This is a genomic window from Paraburkholderia agricolaris (genome assembly GCF_009455635.1).
Classification (GTDB): domain Bacteria; phylum Pseudomonadota; class Gammaproteobacteria; order Burkholderiales; family Burkholderiaceae; genus Paraburkholderia; species Paraburkholderia agricolaris.
Genome location: NZ_QPER01000001.1, coordinates 255,633 through 275,484, shown reverse-complemented (window position 1 = coordinate 275,484; position 19,852 = coordinate 255,633). Strand labels below are relative to the sequence as shown.

The window sequence follows — 19,852 nt, the reverse complement described above, 5'->3', positions numbered from 1 at the left end:
CCCGGTGACGTCGCGGCCAGATCAGCGCTTCAGATCGGCCGCGCCGCTAAACCGGATCACGCCGTCCGCATCCTGCCTGCGCTGCAGTTCGCCCGCGAGCCATAGCAGATGCAAGTGCGCCAGCGCTTCGCCCATTGCGAACGTCATTTGATGGATGTCGAGCTGGCGCTTGAACATCAACGGCACGATATCCGCCGCGCTCTGCGGCTTCTCCGCACAGGCCTCGCGCACTTCAGCCAGACGCGCGTCATGATGCTCACGCAGTTGCCTGATGCGCGTGCGTACGCCACGGAACGGCTTGCCATGCGACGGCAGCACGAGCGTGTCTTCGGGCATCGTCTCGTAGCGGCCGAGCGATTCCAGATACAGCGCAAGCGGCGTGCTTTCCGGCTCCATGGCGAACACAGAAACGTTCGTCGAGATGCGCGGCAGCACCATATCGCCGGAGATCAGCGTGCCGGTCTCCTCGCAATACAGCGCACAGTGTTCCGGCGAATGGCCGAAGCCGGTCACTACCCGCCACGTCTTGCCGCCAATCCGCACGCCATCGGCTTCGCGCAGGCGGCGGTATTGATCGGGAAGAGCCGGCACGAGACTCGCGTAGTAGCTCGTGCGATTGCGCAGCTTCTCGAGCGACGCCTGATCGTTCAGACCATGCCGTGCAAAATGCTGTGCCGCGCCCTCACCGCCCGCATTCGAACCGTCGCCGGCCGCCATCACACGTGCCTGCATGTATTCGCCAAGCGTCGTCCACAGGCGCACGTTCCAGCGTTTCTTGTCGCCGCCGCCGCAGATCCAGTGTGCGAGGCCAATGTGATCCGGGTGGCAATGCGTGGCGATCACGCGCAGCACCGGCAGGCCGTCGAGCACGGAGTCGAACACCTTCTCCCAATTCTCCCTGATCGCATCCGATGCAATCCCGCAGTCGACTACCGTCCAGCCACGCTGACCGTCGATTTCATCGCGTAGCAGCCACAGATTGATGTGATCGAGGGCGAACGGTAGCGGCATGCGCAGCCAGAACACGCCGGGCGCGACTTCCATCGCATGGCCCGCTTCGGGCATCGTGTCGTTGAACGGGTAGTCGAGTTGATGTTCGAGTGCATTCATTGGGGTTGTCTTCCTCCGTCGGCCGTCCGGCATGGCGAGGTATGCGATGCCGCACAGCGTGGTTGCGGCCCGGCCGGGACAGTCCGGTGCCGTATTGCTCTCTAGTTGCGTTTCGCTCAGGTTGACGATAACGTAAACGTCGATTCTATCGTTCAATCCGATTTTCTGCCCGGACACGGGACGCCCCGATGAACACGCAATACACGATCACCGAGCTCGCGCGGGAATTCGACGTCACGCCCCGAGCGATCCGCTTCTATGAAGACCAGGGTTTACTCTCACCCACCCGAGAGGGTTCGAGCGGCTTGCGGCGCGTTTATTCAGGTCGCGACCGAACTCGCCTGAAACTCACGCTGCGTGGCAAGCGGCTCGGCTTCACGCTGTCGGAAATCCGCGATCTGCTCGACGTTTACGAGTCGCCAACCGACACCGTGCCGCAATTGCACGCTTTCCTTGCCACGGTGTCGCGCCATCGCGATGTGCTCGAACGTCAACTCGAAGATCTGAACGCGACGCTCGAAGACCTCGCACAATACGAAGCCCAGGCGCGCGCGCTGCTGGAGAGCGGCGCACGCGGAACCCAGTCTGCGTAAGCTGCGACCAGGCGAATTCGACATGAATCACTTTCCCAAACTGCTGTCGTCCCAGATCGGCTTCGACGTCGCCCAGACGATGCTCGAAGGGTTCGATCGGCACTACCGGATTTTCCGCGACGCCGCGATTCATGCCAAAACGCTGTTCGAGGCGGCCGACTGGCACGGCCTGCAAACGCTGGCGCGAGAACGCATTACCTCGTATGACGAGCGCGTCGAGGAATGCGTCGAGTTGCTCGAAGACGAATACGACGCCGAGAATATCGACAGCGAAGTGTGGCAACAGATCAAGCTCCACTACATCGGCCTCCTGACCACGCACCGTCAGCCCGAGTGCGCTGAGACGTTCTTCAATTCGGTGTGTTGCAAGATCCTGCACCGTTCGTATTTCAACAACGACTTCATTTTCGTGCGCCCGGCGATTTCGACCGAGTACATCGAGAACGACGAACCGGCGGCGAAGCCGACTTATCGTGCGTATTACCCCGGCAAAGACGGCCTCGCTGCGACGCTCGAACGCATCGTCACCAACTTCCAGCTCGAGCCGCCGTTCGAGGATCTGACACGCGACGTCGAGTGCGTAATGCAAACGATCCACGACGCGTTCGGCGTGTTCGACGAAGCGGCCAACTTCCAGATTCACGTGCTCTCGTCGCTGTTCTACCGGAACAAGACGGCGTACATCATTGGGCGGATCATCAACGGCGATTTGCTGTTGCCGTTCGCCGTGCCGCTGCGCCATGTGAAACCCGGCGTGCTGGCACTCGATACGGTGCTGCTCAAACGTGAACAGTTGCTGATCATCTTCAGCTTCTCGCATTCATACTTCCTGGTGGACATGGAAGTGCCCTCCGCTTACGTCGAGTTTCTCTGCACGATCATGCCGGGCAAACCGAAGGCGGAAATCTACACGTCGGTGGGTTTGCAGAAGCAGGGCAAGAATCTGTTCTATCGCGATCTGCTGCACCACCTGAAGCATTCGAGCGACCCGTTCATCATCGCGCCCGGCATCAAGGGGCTCGTGATGCTGGTGTTCACGCTGCCCTCGTTTCCGTACGTCTTCAAGCTGATCAAAGACCACTTTCCGCCACCCAAGGAAACCACGCGCGAGAAGATCAAGGGAAAGTATCAGCTCGTCAAACGGCACGACCGGCTGGGCCGCATGGCCGACACGCTCGAATATTCGAGCGTGGCGCTGCCCATTTCCCGGCTCGACGAAGCGCTGATGCGCGAGCTCGAGAAGGAAGTGCCGTCCCTGATCGAATACGACGGCGACAACCTCGTGATTCGCCATCTGTATATCGAACGCCGGATGGTGCCGCTCAATCTGTTCCTGCAGAACGGCAGCGACGAGGACGTCGATCACGGCATCAAGGAATACGGCAACGCGATCAAGGAATTGATGCAGGCGAACATCTTCCCTGGCGACATGCTGTACAAGAACTTCGGCGTGACCCGTCACGGCCGCGTCGTGTTCTACGACTACGATGAGATCGAATACCTGACTGAATGCAACGTGCGCGCGGTGCCGGCGCCACGTAACGAGGAAGACGAAATGTCGGGCGAGCCGTGGTACTCGGTCGGCCCGCACGACATTTTCCCGGAGACATACGGCACGTTTTTACTCGGCGACCCACGCGTGCGCCGATCCTTCATGCAGCACCACGCGGACTTTTTCGATCCTGCGCTATGGCAACGGCACAAGGATCATCTCCTGAAAGGCGAACTGCCCGACTTTTTCCCGTACGACAGCAGCGTGCGCTTCTGCATCCGCTATCCGGAACGATTCGCCGATACGGCGTCCGGACAAGCGGAGAATCCGGCAGACGAACCCACCGTGCGCGTGGCTTGAACCTGGCGCGCCTCTGGCGTCTCACGTGCTGCCCGCATCGTCGACTGCATCGTCCGAACCTTATACGACATCGACCGGTCAATCGGTCGAGCAACCGCCCAGACTCATCCATGAATACGAACGATTCTCCCGCTGCCAATCCGCTCGCTCACCTGTTCGACAACAACGACGCGTGGGTGGCCCGCAAACTATCCGAAGATCCTGAGTACTTCTCACGCCTCGCGCACCAGCAGACACCCGAATATCTGTGGATCGGCTGCTCCGATTCGCGCGTGCCGGCCAATCAGATCATCGGCCTGCCGCCTGGCGAAGTGTTCGTGCACAGAAATATCGCCAATGTAGTGGTGCATACGGATCTGAACTGCCTGTCGGTAATCCAGTTCGCCGTCGATCTGCTGAAGGTCAAGCACATCATGGTGGTGGGCCACTATGGCTGCTCGGGTGTCGCCGCGGCGCTGCATGGCCGGCGCGTGGGCCTCGCGGACAACTGGCTGCATCACGTGCAGGACGTGCGCACGAAGCATGCCGCGCTGATCGAGGAGTGGCCGATCGGCGAGGCGCGGCATCGGCGTCTGGTCGAACTGAACGCGATCGAGCAGGTGATGAACGTATGCCGGACCACCATCGTCAACGACGCATGGGCACGCGGCCAGGAACTCGCCGTGCATGGCTGGGTGTATGGCGTGCACGACGGCAAGGTTCGCAACCTCGGTATGACCGTCAACGACCCGGCGGCGCTCGATGCAACCTACAGGAACTGCCTCGCCGCGGTATCGGCCGGCGGCGTGTACAAGGAAGACAGCGACATGGCTGCCGCCGATGCGGCCCAGCTCGGTGACGTGCCGGCCATCGTCGAAGGTGTGATCAAGGAACTCAAACATGAAGGAGACAAACATGAGTGATACAAAAGCTGATCCGATCGTGATCGTCGGTGTGGCCCGCACGCCCATGGCGGCATTTCAGGGCGATTTCGCTTCGCTCACCGCGCCGCAGTTGGGCTCGGCGGCGATCGAGGCCGCCGTGCAACGCGCCGGCCTGAAGCCGGAGCAGATCGACGAAGTGGTAATGGGTTGCGTGCTGCCCGCCGGCCAGGGCCAGGCGCCCGCGCGTCAGGCCGCGCTCGGTGCGGGCTTGCCGCTCGCCACCGGCAGCACCACGGTCAACAAGATGTGCGGCTCCGGCATGCGCGCGGCGATGTTCGCGCATGACATGCTGGCCGCCGGCTCGGTCGACGTGATCGTCGCGGGCGGCATGGAGAGCATGACCAACGCACCTTACCTGTTGCCGAAAGCGCGTAACGGCATGCGCATGGGCCACGGCCAGGTGATCGACCACATGTTCTACGACGGTCTCGAAGACGCCTACGAAAAAGGCCGTTTGATGGGCACCTTTGCCGAAGAATGCGCGGCATCGTTCGACTTCACGCGCGAAGCGCAGGACGCGTTCGCCGTCGAGTCCCTGAATCGGGCGAAGCGCGCGAATGAAGACGGTTCGTTCGCGTGGGAAATCGCGCCGGTGAAGGTGGAAAGCCGCAAGGGCGACGTGACCATCGACCACGACGAGCAGCCGTTCAAAGCGAACCTCGACAAGATTCCGACGCTCAAGCCCGCGTTCAGCAAAACCGGCACGGTCACGGCGGCGAACTCATCGTCGATTTCCGACGGCGCGGCTGCGCTCGTAATGATGCGTGAATCGACCGCGAAACGTCTCGGTGTCGAGCCGCTTGCTCGCGTGGTCGGCCACGCCACCTTCGCCCAGGAACCGGCGAAGTTCACCACCGCGCCGGTCGGTGCAATTCGCAAGCTGTTCGAGAAGAACGGCTGGCGCGCCGACGAGGTGGATCTGTACGAAATCAACGAGGCCTTCGCGGTGGTCACGATGGCCGCGATGAAAGAACACCATCTGCCGCACGATAAGGTCAATGTGAACGGCGGCGCCTGCGCACTTGGCCACCCGATCGGCGCATCGGGCGCGCGGATTCTCGTCACGCTGATCGGCGCGTTGAGAAAGCGCGGCGGCAAGCGCGGCGTCGCGACACTGTGCATCGGCGGTGGCGAAGCGACCGCGATGGGTATCGAACTGGTTTGACGCGCCGCCTGCCGGCGTTCTGGAGCTCGAGGTGATTCGATGAAGACAGTGTTGATCGTGGGTGCGTCGCGCGGCATCGGTCAGGAGTTTGTGCGGCAGTACAAGAAAAGCGGCTGGCGCGTACTCGCCACCGCTCGCGATGGTGCCGCGCTCGACGCGCTGAAAACGCTCGGCGCGGAGACCTTCTCACTCGACGTCACCGAGGCCGAGGAAATCGCCGCGTTCGGCTGGAGGCTCGACGGCGAACGGCTCGACGCGGCGGTCGTGGTATCGGGCGTGTTCGGCCCGCACACCGAGGACATCGAAACGATCACGGCCGAAGACTTCGATCAGGTCATGCACACCAATGTGCGTGGTCCGATGCAGTTGATGCCGATCCTGCTGCCGCTCGTCGAAGAAGCCGGCGGCGTGTTCGCGGTGATTTCGAGCAAGATGGGCAGCATCAGCGACGCAAGTGGCACGACCGGCTGGCTGTATCGGGCGAGTAAGGCGGCGCTCAACGACGCGCTGAAAGTCGCCTCGCTGACTACCACGCGCGCCACGTGTATTTCGCTGCATCCGGGTTGGGTGCGCACCGACATGGGTGGCGCGCAGGCGGCGATCGATCCTGCGCGCAGCGTGACCGGCATGCGCGAAGTGCTCGCACAGGCCGCAGCCGCGCACGACGCGTTCAACGGCCGCTTCTATCAATATGACGGCACGGCGCTCGACTGGTGAGAAGACACCTGGAGAGACTAAAAAGGAGACCGAGCCATGGTGCTTGATCAGGATCACCAGATGATCCGCGACGCGGTACGTACGTTCGTCCGCGAAGCGGTCACCCCGCACGCGGCGCAATGGGACCGCGAGCGCATTTTTCCGAAGGATGTGCATCGCCAGCTGGCCGAACTCGGCGCGTACGGCGTGCTGGTACCCGAAGCGTATGGCGGCGCCGGCATGGACGCGCTGGCGCTCGCACTGATCCTCGAGGAAATCGCGGCCGGCGACGGCGGTACCTCGACCACGATTTCCGTAAACAATTGCCCGGTGTGCAGCATTCTGCTGACCTATGGCAACGACGCGCAGAAACGCGACTGGCTCACACCGCTCGCGCGCGGTGAGATGCTCGGCGCGTTCTGCCTGACCGAACCGCAAGCGGGCTCGGACGCATCCGCGCTGCGCACCACCGCGACACGCGATGGCGACGGCTACGTGCTGAACGGTGTCAAACAGTTCATCACAAGCGGCAAGAACGGCGACGTTGCGATCGTCATGGCCGTGACCGACAAGGCAGCAGGCAAGCGCGGCATCAGCGCGTTTATCGTGCCGACCGACACGAAGGGATACGTCGTTGCACGAGTCGAGGAAAAGCTCGGCCAGCATTCGTCAGACACGGCGCAGATTATTTTTGAGGACTGCCGTGTGCCGGCCGCGAATCTGATTGGCGCAGAAGGCGAAGGCTATCGGATTGCGCTGTCGGGGCTCGAAGGCGGCCGGATCGGAATCGCGGCGCAGAGCGTCGGAATGGCGCGTGCTGCGTTCGAAGCGGCGTTGGGCTACGCGAAGGAACGCGAGAGCTTCGGTCAGCCGCTCTTTTCGCACCAGGCCGTGCAGTTCCGTCTCGCCGATATGGCGACGCAACTCGAAGCTGCGCGCCAGTTGATCTGGCACGCGGCTTCGCTGAAAGACGCCGGCCAGCCTTGTCTGACCGAGGCCGCGATGGCCAAGCTGTTCGCCTCGGAGGCTGCCGAACGCATCTGCTCGGCAGCCTTGCAGATCCACGGCGGCTACGGCTATCTGAACGACTTCCCGGTCGAGCGCATCTACCGCGATGTGCGCGTGTGCCAGATTTACGAAGGCACCAGCGACATCCAGAAAATACTGATCGCGCGCGGTCTCACCTGAAAGTCTGATGAATAAGCCATTGTTGTCAATGCAACGACCTTCCGACTGCCCATGCGGCGGCGCCGCGCCCGATCAGCGCAGCGGCGCCAAACCGCCCCGCTTCGCGCAATGTTGCGGCCGCTATATCGATGGCGGCGAAACCGCGCCGCGCGCGCTCGAACTGATGCGCTCGCGTTACAGCGCATATGTTGTGGGCGCAACGGATTACTTGCGGGCGAGCTGGGCACCGCACACCTGCCCCGCGGACCTCGACGCCGACCCTGCTGCCCCCGACGCACCGCGTTGGCTCGGACTCCAGATCAAGGCCTTCACCGAAATCGACATCGAGCATGCAACCGTTGAATTCGTCGCACGATATAAGGTCGGCGGGCGTGCTCACCGGCTGCACGAACTGAGCCGCTTCGTCCGCGGCGGCGACGGATGCTGGCGCTATGTCGACGGTGACGTCAATGAATAAGCTGCGCCTTTCCTGGCCTTACAGGATGCAATGACGCAAAGAGCGTCGTGCTTACATATGGCCCTCTGATGAGGGCTTTTTTTTCGTGTTGGCTCGACACCACAGCGCGTGTGTTGCAGCACATTACTTCGCACAGCCACGCAGCGTCCGACAGGCAGCTTTCCTGCGCCTCGGGGGCGAAAGCACCCTGATCCGCACATGGCAATTTTTGCGCCACGGGTTCTCCTTGATTGCACAAAACAAAATTGTCATGCCAGGATGGAGTCGTAGGTTTGTGACGTCACGTTGCGAGAACAGGTGCATACCGAATCCGCAAAATGCGCAGGCTCCTGCCGATAGCCCCCCAGTAAGGGTTCGACGGCGGTTCAGGCGGCGTGTGTGGCGCTCATCATCGGCGCGTGGGGTCGCGTCAGCCGTTTGGGTTCATCCCGTGCGATCTCGATCAGCGTGCGCGTAGCGCACTACGTACGCGAGTGTGTTTTTGTTTGTCGAAAACGCCGATGAAAGGCAACTGTCAGCGATGACATTCGACAGACAAGGCATCACGGTGTTCTGGGCAGGTTTTTGAGGCAGGTGCGTCAATGGTGTTCAGCAAGGTTCTGACGAAGTGTGCGGTGACGTGTGCAACGGCGATATGCGCTGTCGCGCTCGCGCATGCCGAGCCGCTTGCCGACACCCAGGCAGGGCCTCTCACCCGCGCGCACGTGCCGCGCATTGCGCTCGACGACGACGTCTATCTGCCCACCGCCGGTCTCAACGAACAGATCATCCGCGTGCCGGTCGACGCTGCCGGCAGCATCACGCTCGAAACGACGATCTACAAGCCGGACGGCCCCGGTCCGTTTCCGATGATCGTTTTCAACCACGGCAAGATTCCTGGCGACCCGCGTACGCAGGAGCGCAGCGACCCGCTGCCGTTCGCGCGTGAATTTGTGCGTCGCGGCTATGTGGTGGTGGCGCCGAACCGCCAGGGCTTCGGCCATTCGGGTGGCACATATCAGCAGGACGGTTGCGACGTCGAGCGCAACGGTATCGACCAGGCCGGCGACGTGGCCGCGACGATCAACTACATGTCGAAGCAACCGTACGTGGACGCCACGCACATCGTGGTGGCCGGCACCTCGCACGGCGGTCTGGCGACGATCGCTTACGGTCCTGACGCGGCACCGGGCGTGCGGGCGCTGATCAATTTCTCGGGTGGTTTGCGGCAGGACGCATGCGCTGACTGGCAGGGCAATCTGACGCGTGCATTCGGCGCGTATGGCGAGAAAACGAAGGTGCCCTCGCTGTGGTTGTACGGCGATAACGATTCGGTGTGGACCGCGCCGCTGGTGGCCGGCATGTATGCCGCGTATGCCGCGCACGGTGCGGGCGCGACGATGGTGGATTTCGGCAACTACAAGAATGACGCGCATCGGCTCGTGGGCGATCGTGACGGCGTGCATGTGTGGTGGCCTGCGGTTGAGGCTTTCCTTGCCAGGGTGGGGATGCCTACCGGCGTGCAGTACCGCGTGGCGGATCCTTCCACGCCTAAGGCGAGTGGGTTTGCTGCTGTCGATGCGGTCGACTCCGTGCCGTATGTCGATGAAGCTGGCCGTAATGGATATCGGAATTTCCTGCATCAGTATCCTAGCCGGGCTTTTGCTGTGTCGGATACGGGTGCGTGGTCGTGGGCCGAGGGTGGCGATGATCCGATGACCGTGGCGATTGCTAATTGCCAGAAGCAGAGTTCGGCGCCGTGCCGGTTGTATGCGGTTAATAACTCCGTTGTTTGGGGGGCGGCTGGGTCTTCGCAGACGGCGGATTCTGCTGGTGGGCAGGGGGCTATTGCTAGCCGGAATTGAGGGTTAAGGGTTGGGGCCTGCTCGGCGGGTTTGTTGTTGATCTGGATTTTGGGCGTTGCCTTGCTGTGTTCGTGGTCTGTTTGGCGTTGCTCTCCTTGGTCTTTTGGTCTTTTGGTCTTTTGGTCTTTTGGTCTTTTGGCCTTTTGGTCTTTTGGCCTTTCCTTGCTTTCTTATCGGTCTATTAGCGTTGCCCCTGTGCGGGGCGGCACCTACTTCTCTTTGCCGCCGCAAAGAGAAGTAGGCAAGAGAAAGCGGCTCAAACCGCTAATTCTTAAGCGGGTCCCCCGCACAGTAGCGGTAGTGGTGCATCTGGAATCTGTCTCCTCGCACATTCGGCCTCAGTGACAAAGGAGTCATACCTCCGGCGGCGCTGCGCGCGCCGATACCCTGTTCATAAAACCACTCTCCAACTTTTTTGCTCCCGCTGCGCGAGCAGAGCCCCTGGTTTCCCTGCCATACCTGTCCGCGACGCACGCAGTGCGGAGTGGGAGCTGATGAGCCCTTTGTCAACGGCGCGGAGTGTGCGGGGGCACGGATTCCAGATGCACCACTACCGCTACTGCGCGGGGGACCCGCTTAAGAATTAGCGGTTTTGGCCGCTTTCTCTTGCCTACTTCTCTTTGCGGCGGCAAAGAGAAGTAGGTGCCGCCCCGCACAGGGGCAACGCTAATAGACCACTAACACAGCAAGGAAAGGCCAAAAACCCCACCAAACAACCAAAACTCAACCCGTCCCCCCCATTTCCCGCCCACAAGGACCAACTACTTTGCCGTCGTCAACTCCGCCGATCGGCAACCTTCTGAACGAAACAGAAACCACCTGCACGGAACAGCACCCAACCCCAGAGCCGCAGGCAAAAACCCAACCCGAACCCCTAGTGCACAGCGCGAAATAAACGGCTAATCTCGACCCCGCACGCCACCCCAAGGCCGCGCGCAGCGCACAGAAAAAACCGCCGCGCGAATGAAAAGGCCCTAAAAAAGCCCGCCATGCAACGGCAAAAAAAGCACCTCGGAGTACCCTTTGGAAAAGTCAGCCTCCCCTGAAGACTGGATCACCCGCAGCCTGCGTGCCGTCTGGCACCCCTGCACCCAGATGAAGCACCACGAGCGCCTGCCGCTCATCCCGGTTGCGCGCGGCCAGGGTGCATGGCTCTACGACCGCGCAAACAACCGCTATCTGGACGCGATCAGCTCCTGGTGGGTCAACCTGTTCGGTCACGCGAATCCGCGCATCAACGCAGCCCTCAAGGATCAGCTCGATACGCTCGAACACGCCATGCTCGCCGGCTGCACGCACGAGCCCGCCATCGAACTCGCGGAGCGCCTCGGCGCGCTCACCGGCAACACGCTCGGCCACGCGTTCTTCGCATCCGATGGCGCATCGGCCGTCGAGATCGCATTGAAGATGAGCTTCCACTCGTGGCGCAATCGCGGCTTCGCCGACAAGCAGGAATTCGTCTGCGTCGCCAACAGCTATCACGGCGAAACCATCGGCGCGCTCGGTGTCACCGACGTCGCACTCTTCAAGGACGCCTATGATCCCCTGATCCGCAACGCACACGTCGTCGCGTCGCCCGATGCGCGCCTCGCGCAGCCAGGCGAAAGCGCAGCCGACGTCGCGCGCCACGCACTCGATCAGGTCCGCTCGCTATTCGAAGCGCGTGCCACGAAAATCGCCGCGCTGATCGTCGAGCCGCTGGTGCAATGCGCGGCCGGCATGGCCATGCACGATCCGTCTTATATCGCCGGCTTGCGCGCACTGTGCGATCAGTACGGCGTGCATCTGATCGCCGATGAAATCGCAGTCGGTTGCGGTCGCACAGGCACCTTCTTCGCATGCGAACAGGCCGGCATCTGGCCGGACTTCCTGTGTCTGTCGAAAGGCATCAGCGGCGGCTATCTGCCGCTCTCGATCGTGCTGTCGCGCGATGAAATTTTCGAAGCCTTCTATCACGACGACACCGCGCGCGGTTTCCTGCACTCGCATTCGTACACGGGCAATCCGCTCGCGTGCCGCGCGGCGCTCGCCACACTCGATCTGTTCGCGAGCGACAACGTACTCGCCGTCAACAGGCAGAAATCGGCGAAGCTGAAGGCCGCGCTCGCACCGCTCGCCGACTACCCGCAAGTGCGCAATCTGCGCCAGTGCGGCACGATCTTCGCGTTCGACGCCGTGATCGACGATGCTCAGCAAGCCAAAACATTCTCGCGCCGTTTCTTCGAAAACGCGTTGCAGCGTGAATTGCTGCTGCGCCCGATTTCGACGACGGTGTATCTGATGCCCCCCTACATCCTGGACGACGAAGAAATCGCGCTGCTCGCGTCGCGCACACGCGAAACCTTCGAAGCCACGCTCGTGGAGACCCGCTAATGCATCTGCTCGACACACTTACCGAAGGCCTCAAGGAGATCGACGCGCGCGGTCTGCGTCGTCGCCGCCGTACGGCCGACACGCCGTGCGCCGCGCACATGACGGTCGACGGCCGCGCAATCATCGGCTTCGCCAGTAACGACTATCTCGGTCTCGCCGCACATCCGCAACTGATCGCGGCCATCGCCGAAGGCGCACAACGCTACGGCGCAGGCAGCGGTGGTTCGCATCTGCTCGGCGGCCACTCGCGCGCGCATGCGCAACTGGAAGACGATCTGGCCGAGTTCGCCGGCGGCTTCGTCGACAATGCACGCGCGCTCTACTTCAGCACCGGCTACATGGCGAATCTCGCGACGCTCACCGCGCTCGCGGGCCGCGGCACGACACTCTTCTCGGATGCGCTGAATCACGCGTCGCTGATCGACGGCGCGCGCCTGTCGCGCGCCGACGTGCAGATCTATCCGCACTGCGACACGGATGCTCTGAGCGCGATGCTCGACGCGTCGGATGCGGACGTCAAAGTCATCGTCTCCGATACCGTGTTCAGCATGGACGGCGATATCGCCCCGCTCGCGCGTTTGCTCGAACTCGCGGAACAACACGGCGCATGGCTGATCGTCGACGATGCGCACGGTTTCGGCGTGCTCGGCCCGCAAGGTCGCGGCGCCATCGCCCAGGCCGCGTTGCGCTCGCCGAATCTGATTTCGATCGGCACGCTCGGCAAGGCGGCGGGCGTATCCGGCGCATTCGTCGTCGCGCATGAGACCGTGATCGAATGGCTCGTGCAGCGCGCGCGTCCGTATATCTTCACGACCGCGTCGGTGCCTGCTGCGGCGCATGCGGTGTCAGCGAGTCTGCGGATCATCGGTGGCGAAGAAGGTGACGCGCGGCGCGCCCATCTCCAGCAACTGATCGAACGCACACGCGCGATGCTGAAGGCCACGCCGTGGCTGCCGGTCGATTCGCACACCGCCGTGCAACCGCTGATCATCGGCGCGAACGACGCGACGCTCGATATCGCGGCGACGCTCGATCGCGCGGGTCTCTGGGTGCCGGCGATCCGTCCGCCGACCGTGCCCGTGGGTACGTCGCGGCTACGCATTTCGCTTTCCGCCGCGCATTCGCAAGCGGATCTGGACCGGCTCGAAGCGGGCTTGCAACAACTCGAAGCGAAGGCGGCATGAGTAGCCCGAATCAAAGCGCACTGTCGCTATTCGTCACCGGCACCGATACGGAAATCGGCAAGACCTTTGTGTCCGCGGCACTCCTGCGCGGTTTCGTTCGCGAGGGCCTGCAAGCCGCCGCGATGAAGCCGATTGCCGCCGGTGCGTTCGAAGTGAACGGTGTATTGCATAACGAAGACGCGGATCAACTCGACGCCGCGTCGAGCGTCCTGCTGCCACCGGCGATTCGCACGCCGTATCTGCTGAAAGAACCCGCGGCACCGCATATCGCCGCCGCGCTGGAAAACGTCACGTTCGATCTCGATCACATCGTCGCTTGCCATCGGCAGGCTGTGCAGCAGGCGGAGATCGTCGTGGTCGAAGGCGTCGGCGGTTTTCGCGTGCCGCTGACCGCCACGCAAGACACCGCCGATCTCGCTGTCGAGCTGAAGCTGCCGGTCGTGCTGGTGGTCGGCATGCGCCTCGGCTGCATCAGCCACGCATTGCTCACCGCCGAAGCGATCGCCGCGCGTGGGTTGACGCTCGCCGGCTGGGTGGCGAATCGCGTCGATCCGGCCATGACGTTCCCCGATGAAAACATCGCCTCGATTCGCGAGCATCTGGCGCGCGAATACGACGCGCCCCTGCTCGGCATCGTGCCGCATTTGAACCCGGCTTCGCCCGAGCTCGCGGCGGATCAACTCGACATCAACCGACTCCTGCAGACGCTGCGCCACGCGCAGCGCTGAAAACCCATTACATCCATCCATGAGGATTGACGACATGACGCAACTGAACATCGCTCCGACGCCTGCCGATACGGCCGCCTCCAACCAGAACGCCAACCACGCCGCCGCAGGCGCCAAGCCGATGGCCAAATGGCGTGTCGCCGACATCGTCGCGCTGTACGAACTGCCGTTCAGCGACCTGATGTTCCGCGCGCAGCAAACCCATCGCGAACACTTCGACGCGAACACGGTGCAACTTTCGACGCTGCTGTCGATCAAGACCGGCGGCTGCGAAGAAGATTGCGCATACTGTCCGCAGTCGGTGCATCACGACACGGGGCTGCAGGCCGACAAGCTGATGCCGGTCGATGAAGTACTGGCTGCCGCCAGGGCCGCGAAGCAAAACGGTGCGACGCGCTTCTGCATGGGCGCGGCGTGGCGCAATCCGAAGGACCGCCACCTCGAGCCGATCAAGGACATGATCCGCGGCGTGAAGGCGATGGGTCTCGAAACCTGCGTGACCCTCGGCATGCTGGAAACGCATCAGGCACAAGGTCTGCGCGAAGCGGGCCTCGATTACTACAACCACAACCTCGATACGTCGCCGGAGTTCTACGGCCAGATCATTTCGACGCGCACCTATCAGGACCGCCTCGACACGCTGGAACGCGTACGCGATGCGGGCATCAACGTGTGCTGCGGCGGGATTGTCGGGCTGGGCGAATCGCGCCGCGAGCGCGCCGGCCTGATCGCGCAACTGGCGAACATGGAGCCGTATCCGGAATCGGTGCCGATCAACAACCTGGTGCAGGTGGAAGGCACGCCGCTGACCGGCACCGAAGCGATCGATCCGTTCGAGTTCGTCCGCACGATTGCGGTTGCACGCATTACGATGCCGCGCGCGATGGTACGTCTGTCGGCAGGACGCGAACAGATGGACGAAGCGTTGCAGGCCTTGTGCTTCCTCGCCGGCGCAAACTCGATTTTCTACGGCGACCAGTTGCTGACCACCAGCAACCCGCAAGCCGAAGCGGACCGCAAGCTGCTCGAACGGCTGGGTATCCGCGCGGAAGCGGCGCAACAGATGCCGCAGGATCAGAACGGTTGCGAACAGGGCTGCGCGCATGAGCACAACACGCACGCAGCACCGAACTAAGCTGCTTACGAAGCACGTGCAATAAAAAAGGCCACCTCGTTTGCGAGGTGGCCTTTCTACGTCCTGATGACGATTACTTCTTGTCGACGATGATCTGATCGAACGTGCCGCCGTCAGAGAAATGCGTTTGCTGCGCTTTCTGCCAGCTGCCGAACATCTCTTCGACCGTGAAGGTCTTGATCGGCTTGAATTCGCCCGCGTGCTTGGCGAGCACGTTCTTGTCACGCGGACGCAGATGATGTTCCGCAATGATTTCCTGCGCGGCCGGCGACCACAGATAGTCGAGATACGCCTGCGCTTCCTTGCGCGTGCCGCGCTTGTCGACCACCTTGTCGACGATCGAAACCGGCGGCGCGGCCAGCAGGCTCACCGACGGATACACCGCTTCGAAATTGCCTGCGCCGACACCCGTGTCGATCAACGACACTTCGTTTTCGAACGTCACCAGCACGTCGCCGATACCGCGTTGCGTGAAGGTCGTAGTCGCGCCGCGGCCGCCCGTGTCGAGCACCGGCACGTTCTTGAAGATGGCCTTTTCGAAGTCGAGTGCCTGCGCATCGCTGCCACCGTGCTGCTTGCGATAACCCCATGCCGCCAGATACGCGTAGCGGCCGTTGCCCGAAGTCTTCGGATTGGCGATCACCACTTGCACGCCCGGTTTGGCGAGGTCGTCCCAGTCCTTGATGTGCTTCGGATTGCCCTTGCGCACGAGGAACACCATCGTCGTGGTGTACGGCGCGCTGTCGTCAGGCAGACGCGCGCGCCAGTTGGCGGGCACCAGCTGGCCCTTTTCCGCGAGCAGGTCGATGTCGTTCGGCTGGTTCATCGTCACGACGTCGGCCTGCAGTCCTTGCAGCACCGACAGCGCCTGCGCGCTCGACGCGCCATGCGACTGGCGAATCGAAACGGTCTCGCCGCTCTTCTGCTTATATGCCGCAATGAAGCCGGCGTTGATGTCCTTGTACAGCTCGCGCGTCACGTCGTACGACACATTCAGCAGCGACGTGTCCGCGTGTGCCGTGGATACGCCGCCGAGCGCGAGCGTGATTGCCGTCATGCCGGCTGCCAGCCAGCGCGATGTCCCCGTGTTGCCTGCCATCTTTCTTGTCCCCGCCTGTCGATGATGAAAAACTGCGGCCACACGAACGTGCGGCGTGAAGCGGGATTCTAACGGATTGCTTACGTATTCACTCGCGCCCGTTTGGGCGCTCAAACGAACGCATGCTGCGCGACCTCGAGCGTCTCCTCGCGAAAGCGCAGCGGCGCCGCGCAATGCACCAGGGTGTCCACGAAATACTTGGCACGCGGCCATGGGCCGAATCCCGCGGCGGTGTTGATGTGACCTGCGTCGCCCAGATTGACGAACGCGCTGCCGAAGCGCTGCGCGAGATCGCGCGAACCGGCGAGCGTCATCCACGGATCGGTTTCGCTGCCGATCAGAATCGACGGCACGCCGAGACGTCGCGCGTCGAACGGTCCGGCGAAGGCAAATTTCTGCGGGCTCGCCGGCGCGACGAACAGCACGCCAACTACATCGTTCGCATACGACGCCTGCTGCAACGCGTGCGCGGTCGCGAGGCAACCGAAGCTGTGGGCGGCCAGTACGAACGGGCCACGTTCGCGCGCGAGCAGATCGCGCAGCGACTTCGCCCACAGCGCGACGTCCGGTGCATCCCAGTCGGCCTGCTCGACGCGCAGCGAGCGCGCGAATTGCCGTTCGAGCCAGGTTTGCCAGTGCGCGCCCTCGCTGCCGTGCAGACCGGGAACGGTGACTAGCCGCGGCGGCCATGTCGATTTGGTGCATGAAAGCATGTGAGTCCCTCGCTGCCGGAATCCGGGAAATGATTGTCCCGCCAGGCGCCGCAAGGGCGAACCAAGTTTTTGTGCTTTGTTTATGGGGCGAATACAGGGCCAAAAGCGCACGCCCGTGCGCAAACGCGCGCGATTCGCGTCGAAAAAGTAGAATGAAGCCTATCCATAAAAGGAGGAGGCCCCATGCAGCAAGCGTCGTCTGAAGCGCGGCGGGCGGTGCAGCCGTTCTACCGGGCCTTTCCCGTCATCAGACTCGAGCACGCATGCGCACTCCGGACCGTATGAAAATCCTCTTCTACATGCAGCATGCCAACGCCGCCGCGTGGCTTCACGACTTCGCCCGCGCCCTGCCGGAGGCCGAACTGCGCGAATGGCAGCCCGGCGACACCGCACCCGCCGATTTCGCGGTCGTGTGGCGTCCGCCGCGTGAGATGCTGGCCGGCCGCGACGATCTGCGCGCGATCTTCAATCTCGGCGCGGGCGTCGATGCGATTCTCGGGCTCGAACACGAGCAACCCGGCACGCTGCCGCGCAACGCCCAGTTGATCCGGCTCGAAGACACCGGCATGGCTCTGCAGATGGCCGAATATGTAACGCATGCCGTGCTGCGCTATCTGCGCCGTTTCGACGAATATCAGACGCTGCAAACCGAGCGCCGCTGGGAAGTGCTCGATCCGCACCCACGCGACACCTTCACGGTTGGCGTGCTCGGTCTCGGCGTGCTTGGTGCGCACGTCGCGCAAGCGGTCGCGGCGTTCGGCATGCCGGTGCGCGGGTATAGCCGCAACGCGCGGCAAATCGACGGCATCACGACCTTTGCCGGCGACGCGCAGTTCGACGCGTTTCTCGACGGCGTGAAGGTGCTGGTGAATCTGTTGCCGCATACGCCGGATACGGGCGACGTGCTGAACCGGCATACTTTCTCGAAGCTTGCGAAGGGTGCCTATCTGATCAACGTCGCACGCGGCGGGCATCTGGTCGAACAGGATCTGCTTGAAGCGCTCGCCTGTGGCCAGATCGCCGCCGCGACGCTGGACGTGTTCCGCGAAGAACCGTTGCCGCCCGATCATCTGTTCTGGCGGGAACCGCGCATCACGATTACGCCGCACATGTCGGCGCTCACCTTGCGCGAAGAGAGCGTCGCGCAAGTCGCACAGAAGATGGTGGCGCTCACGCGCGGCGAGACGGTGAGCGGCGTGGTCAATATCGAACGTGGATACTGAGGGCGGCTTTGAACACCGCCATCGAATCCAGTTGAGTAACTGAAAGAGCACCGCCACGCGCGGGCTCATTGCATGGGACGGAGACATATCATGGCCTTGCCACAACGCGTCAAAATCGTCGAAGTCGGTCCGCGTGACGGACTGCAGAACGAAAAAGAATTCGTCCCCACCGCGGTCAAGATCGAACTGATCAACCGCCTGGCGGCGGCGGGCTTTCGCAACGTCGAAGCCGCGTCGTTCGTCTCGCCAAAATGGGTGCCGCAAATGGCCGATGGCGCCGACGTGATGGCCGGCATCGACCGCCGGGCCGGCACGATCTACTCGGTGCTGACGCCGAACCTGCGCGGCTTCGAAGGCGCACTCGCCGCGCGCGCGGATGAGATCGTGATCTTCGGCGCGGCCAGCGAAGCGTTCTCGCAGAAGAACATCAATTGCAGCATCGCGGAAAGCATCGATCGATTCGCACCGGTCGCGCAGGCAGCGAAGGAACACGGCCTGCGAATTCGCGGCAGCGTGTCGTGCGCGCTCGGTTGCCCGTACCAGGGCGAGGTGCCGGTCGCGTCGGTGGTCGATGTGGTCGAACGTTTCGCGGCGCTCGGCTGCGACGAAATCGATATCGCGGACACCATCGGCGTCGGTACGCCGAAGCGCACGCGCGAAGTGTTCGAGGCGGTCACCAGAGTGTTCCCGCGCGAACGTCTGTCGGGGCACTTCCACGACACCTATGGGCAAGCGCTCGCGAACATCTACGCCGCGTTGCAGGAAGGCATCGAGATCTATCACGCGTCAGTGGCTGGGCTTGGCGGCTGTCCGTATGCCAAGGGCGCAACCGGCAATGTCGCGACCGAAGACGTGCTGTATCTGATGAACGGCCTCGGCATTGAAACCGGCATCGACCTCGCGCAAGTCGTCGCGATCGGCGATTTCATTTCCACGTCGATTGGCCGGCCGAACGTGTCGCGCGCCGGCAAGGCCCTGCTTGCCAAAGCACGCAGCGAACAGGCCAACTGCGTTTGACCCCGCACCTCGATCAGGACATAGAACAATGACGGACCACGCTTCTCTCGAACCAGACGATCTCACCGCGTTGCCCGATTCCGCACGCCGCGTCGCGCAGTTGTTGCGCGAACGCGGCCACGCGGGCCGGATCGTGATGCTGCCGGAAACCGGCAAGACGTCCGCCGAAGCTGCTGCCGGCCTCGGCTGTTCGGTTGCGCAGATCGCCAAATCGATCCTGTTTCGCCGCCGCGAAGACGACGCACCGGTGCTAGTGGTTGCGAGCGGCGCGAATCGCGTCGACGAAAAGAAGGTTGCGGCGCAAGTCGGCGAGATCGGCCGTGCGGATGCGAAGTTCGTGCGCGAGAAAACCGGCTATGCAATCGGCGGCGTGTGCCCGATCGGCCATGCCACGGAACCCGTCACGCTGATCGATGCCGATCTGCTGGCGCTCGATAGTCTGTGGGCGGCGGCAGGTCATCCGCACGCCGTGTTCAATCTGACGGCGCAGGAGTTGATTGCGCTCACGGGCGCGCCGGTGATCGACGTGGCGCTGCGCGAGACGGCGTGACG

18 protein-coding genes are annotated in these 19,852 nt (G+C 62.8%); 15 read left to right on the top strand and 3 right to left on the bottom strand.

Annotated features, from left to right (window positions below):
- Positions 1–21 precede the first annotated feature (21 nt).
- Positions 22–1,110: an MBL fold metallo-hydrolase gene (locus GH665_RS01190; RefSeq protein WP_153134346.1), complete on the bottom strand. Its 1,089-nt coding sequence runs from the start codon at positions 1,108–1,110 to the stop codon at positions 22–24.
- A 188-nt stretch (positions 1,111–1,298) separates the two neighbouring features.
- On the opposite strand from GH665_RS01190, the gene GH665_RS01185 reads away from it, so the two are divergent.
- From GH665_RS01185 to bioB, 12 genes are all read left to right on the top strand, one after another.
- Positions 1,299–1,703, top strand: a complete 405-nt coding sequence (locus GH665_RS01185) for a MerR family transcriptional regulator (protein WP_153134345.1) — start codon at positions 1,299–1,301, stop codon at positions 1,701–1,703.
- A 22-nt stretch (positions 1,704–1,725) separates the two neighbouring features.
- A complete protein-coding gene (gene aceK, locus GH665_RS01180; RefSeq protein WP_153134344.1) occupies positions 1,726–3,555 on the top strand; it encodes a bifunctional isocitrate dehydrogenase kinase/phosphatase in 1,830 nt (609 codons plus the stop codon).
- Positions 3,556–3,665: 110 nt separating this feature from the next.
- Entirely contained in the window at positions 3,666–4,457 is a 792-nt protein-coding gene (can, locus tag GH665_RS01175) for a carbonate dehydratase (RefSeq protein ID WP_153134343.1), read from the top strand.
- Positions 4,435–5,643, top strand: coding sequence for an acetyl-CoA C-acetyltransferase (locus GH665_RS01170; protein WP_174771695.1), 1,209 nt, complete (start codon positions 4,435–4,437; stop codon positions 5,641–5,643). The genes can and GH665_RS01170 overlap by 23 nt, the downstream gene beginning before the upstream one ends.
- Before the next feature lie 39 nt (positions 5,644–5,682).
- Positions 5,683–6,360: an SDR family oxidoreductase gene (locus tag GH665_RS01165; RefSeq protein WP_153134341.1), complete on the top strand. Its 678-nt coding sequence runs from the start codon at positions 5,683–5,685 to the stop codon at positions 6,358–6,360.
- Positions 6,361–6,396: 36 nt separating this feature from the next.
- On the top strand, positions 6,397–7,527 hold the full coding sequence (locus GH665_RS01160; protein ID WP_153134340.1) for an acyl-CoA dehydrogenase family protein: 1,131 nt from the start codon (positions 6,397–6,399) through the stop codon (positions 7,525–7,527).
- 7 nt (positions 7,528–7,534) lie between these two features.
- A complete protein-coding gene (locus tag GH665_RS01155; protein WP_153134339.1) occupies positions 7,535–7,984 on the top strand; it encodes a YchJ family protein in 450 nt (149 codons plus the stop codon).
- Positions 7,985–8,565: 581 nt separating this feature from the next.
- Positions 8,566–9,828, top strand: coding sequence for a dienelactone hydrolase family protein (locus GH665_RS01150; protein WP_153134338.1), 1,263 nt, complete (start codon positions 8,566–8,568; stop codon positions 9,826–9,828).
- A 1,023-nt stretch (positions 9,829–10,851) separates the two neighbouring features.
- Complete coding sequence (gene bioA / locus GH665_RS01145) at positions 10,852–12,201, top strand: adenosylmethionine--8-amino-7-oxononanoate transaminase (RefSeq protein WP_153134337.1); 1,350 nt, start codon at positions 10,852–10,854, stop codon at positions 12,199–12,201.
- The gene (bioF, locus tag GH665_RS01140) at positions 12,201–13,385 is read left to right on the top strand and encodes an 8-amino-7-oxononanoate synthase (RefSeq protein WP_153134336.1); all 1,185 of its coding nucleotides are present in this window, start codon (positions 12,201–12,203) and stop codon (positions 13,383–13,385) included. The genes bioA and bioF overlap by 1 nt, the downstream gene beginning before the upstream one ends.
- Entirely contained in the window at positions 13,382–14,113 is a 732-nt protein-coding gene (bioD, locus tag GH665_RS01135) for a dethiobiotin synthase (protein ID WP_046567032.1), read from the top strand. Before bioF ends, bioD begins: the two co-directional genes overlap by 4 nt.
- Before the next feature lie 34 nt (positions 14,114–14,147).
- Positions 14,148–15,248 (top strand): biotin synthase BioB, encoded by a 1,101-nt coding sequence (gene bioB / locus GH665_RS01130; protein ID WP_153134335.1) that lies wholly within the window; start codon positions 14,148–14,150, stop codon positions 15,246–15,248.
- Between the two features lie 73 nt (positions 15,249–15,321).
- On the opposite strand, the gene GH665_RS01125 is transcribed toward bioB, so the two are convergent.
- Positions 15,322–16,347, bottom strand: coding sequence for a sulfate ABC transporter substrate-binding protein (locus GH665_RS01125; protein ID WP_153134334.1), 1,026 nt, complete (start codon positions 16,345–16,347; stop codon positions 15,322–15,324).
- Positions 16,348–16,457: 110 nt separating this feature from the next.
- Positions 16,458–17,060: an RBBP9/YdeN family alpha/beta hydrolase gene (locus GH665_RS01120; protein ID WP_153134333.1), complete on the bottom strand. Its 603-nt coding sequence runs from the start codon at positions 17,058–17,060 to the stop codon at positions 16,458–16,460.
- Positions 17,061–17,341: 281 nt separating this feature from the next.
- Here GH665_RS01120 and GH665_RS01115 point away from each other — a divergent pair, with 281 nt between their 5' ends.
- From GH665_RS01115 to GH665_RS01105, 3 genes are all read left to right on the top strand, one after another.
- The gene (locus GH665_RS01115; RefSeq protein ID WP_153138158.1) at positions 17,342–18,283 is read left to right on the top strand and encodes a 2-hydroxyacid dehydrogenase; all 942 of its coding nucleotides are present in this window, start codon (positions 17,342–17,344) and stop codon (positions 18,281–18,283) included.
- Positions 18,284–18,373: 90 nt separating this feature from the next.
- Complete coding sequence (locus GH665_RS01110) at positions 18,374–19,300, top strand: hydroxymethylglutaryl-CoA lyase (protein ID WP_153134332.1); 927 nt, start codon at positions 18,374–18,376, stop codon at positions 19,298–19,300.
- Between the two features lie 28 nt (positions 19,301–19,328).
- The gene (locus GH665_RS01105) at positions 19,329–19,850 is read left to right on the top strand and encodes a YbaK/EbsC family protein (RefSeq protein WP_030100001.1); all 522 of its coding nucleotides are present in this window, start codon (positions 19,329–19,331) and stop codon (positions 19,848–19,850) included.
- Positions 19,851–19,852: the final 2 nt, after the last annotated feature.